This window comes from Betaproteobacteria bacterium (assembly GCA_016791345.1).
In the GTDB taxonomy this organism is placed as follows: Bacteria; Pseudomonadota; Gammaproteobacteria; order Burkholderiales; family JAEUMW01; genus JAEUMW01.
The window spans coordinates 1-2,024 of sequence record JAEUMW010000012.1 but is presented as its reverse complement, the minus strand read 5'-3'; the positions used below and the strand labels follow the sequence as shown (position 1 = coordinate 2,024).

The following is a 2,024-nucleotide window of genomic DNA, read 5'->3' as shown; positions in this document are numbered from 1 at the left end:
AAGGACGCGATGGAGCACCCGGACAAGTATCCGCAGCTCACCGTGCGCGTCTCCGGCTATGCGGTCAACTTCGTCAAACTCACCAAGGAGCAGCAGCTCGACGTGCTCAACCGCACGTTCCACGGCCAGGCTTGACCGGCGCACCCGGGAGGCACCGTGGCCGCCCCTCTGGTCGGCAGCCGCTACGGGCTCTACGTCGCCCGTGGCGGCTCCGACGAGCACAAGACCCACAAGTCATATCGCGAGGTCTACGATAGCGACGTCGAGGAGCCGCTCACGGCAACCGACGACCTCGTGGGCTACGTCCATTCGATCGAGGTCGGCAGCACCGTCGACGGGCCGGGCATCCGCTTCGTGCTCTTCCTCACCGGCTGCCTGCTGCGCTGCCAGTACTGTCACAACCCCGATACCTGGCACAAGCGCAACGGCCGCCCGGTGCCGTTGAAGCGCATGTTCAAGGAGATCTCGAAGTACGAGAAGGTGCTCAAGATCTCCAAGGGCGGGCTCACGATCTCGGGTGGCGAGCCGGTACTGCAGCATGCGTACACCACCGGCATCTTCCGCCGCGCCAAGGCGCGTGGCATCCACACCTGTCTCGACACCGCGGGGCGCCTCGGCGAGAAGCTGTCGGACGCCGATCTCATGGATATCGACCTCAATCTGCTCGACATCAAGTCGGGCGATGAGGAAACCTACCAGCGCGTCACCGGCCAGCCGCTGCAGCCGACGCTGGACTACGCGCGGCGGCTCTCCGATCTCGGTCGCCCGCTGTGGGTGCGCTTCGTCCTCGTGCCAAATCTGACCGACGACTACGACAACGTCGAGCGCGTGGCCGACATCTGTGCCGGACTGAAGACGCTGCAGCGCGTCGAGATCCTGCGCTTCCACCAGATGGGGAAGGACAAGTGGAAGAAGCTCGGCATCGACTATCCGCTCGCAGACACCGAGCCGCCCACCCCGGAGCTGGCCGAGCGCGTGCGCAACCAGTTCCGCAGCAGAGGGCTGACGGTGTTCTAGCCGCGTTTTCGCATCGCTGCCGCACGCACCAATAACAGGAGGAGAGTCTCGTGGCAATCAGCGTGTTCGATATCTACAAGGTGGGCGTCGGGCCGTCGAGCTCACATACCTTCGGGCCGATGGTCGCGGCTCAGCGTTTTCTGAAGGAGCTGGACGCGGAGCGTCTCTTCGACAAGACGGCGCGCGCGCAGATCGAGCTCTACGCCTCCATGTCGCTCACCGGCAAGGGTCACTTCACCGATCTCGCATCGATGCTCGGCCTCGAAGGCAACGAGCCCGCCTCCCTCGACAGCGCGCAGATTCCCGCCAAGCAGAAACGGATCGAAACGGAGAAGACCCTCAATCTCGGCGGCAGGAAGATGGTGCCGTTCGATCCCGAGCGGGACATCAAGTGGTACGGCGACAAGAGCTTCCCCACGCATCCGAACGGCATCGCGTTCGTGGCGCTCGATGCGAGCGGGGCCGAACTCAAGCGCGCGCTCTACTTCTCCATCGGCGGCGGCTTCGTGATCTGCGAGCGCGAATCGCTCAACCCGAAGGATTCGGTCGGTGACGTCAAGAAACCCTTCCCCTACACCACCGGTGCGCAGCTCGCGGAGCTCTGCAAGCGCGAGGGCAAGTCGATCGCGCAGCTCGTCTTCCGGAACGAGCTCACCTGGCGCACGGCGCCCGAGATCAAGCGCCAGCTGCTGGAGATCGCCGGGGTGATGGAGAAATCCGTCGAAATCGGTCTCGCCGCCGAAGGCGAGATCCCGGGGCTCGGTCTCAAGCGACACGCCAAGGAGATCTGGGACAAGGTCAAGGCGGTGCCCTGGGGCGCCCAGCTCTTCGAGCTGCAGGACCACGTCAACGCCTACGCGCTCGCAGTGATGGAAGTGAACGCAACGCTCGGCCAGGTGGTCACGGCGCCGACGATGGGCGCCGCGGGCATCGTCCCGGCCGTGCTGCAGGCGTACAAGAAATTCGGCCAGGACGTCACCGACGACACGATCTGCGACTTCCTGCTC

General features: G+C 64.8%; 3 protein-coding genes. All 3 read left to right on the top strand.

Annotated elements, in window-relative coordinates; translation table 11 throughout:
- A partial coding sequence (locus tag JNK68_00350) for an autonomous glycyl radical cofactor GrcA (protein MBL8538797.1) occupies nucleotides 1-135 on the top strand: 135 nt, incomplete at its 5' end.
- Nucleotides 136-156: 21 nt separating this feature from the next.
- Nucleotides 157-1,017, top strand: coding sequence for a pyruvate formate lyase-activating protein (gene pflA / locus JNK68_00345; GenBank protein MBL8538796.1), 861 nt, complete (start codon nucleotides 157-159; stop codon nucleotides 1,015-1,017).
- A gap of 50 nt (nucleotides 1,018-1,067) precedes the next feature.
- On the top strand, nucleotides 1,068-2,024 hold a 957-nt coding region (locus JNK68_00340), incomplete at its 3' end, for an L-serine ammonia-lyase, iron-sulfur-dependent, subunit alpha (GenBank protein ID MBL8538795.1).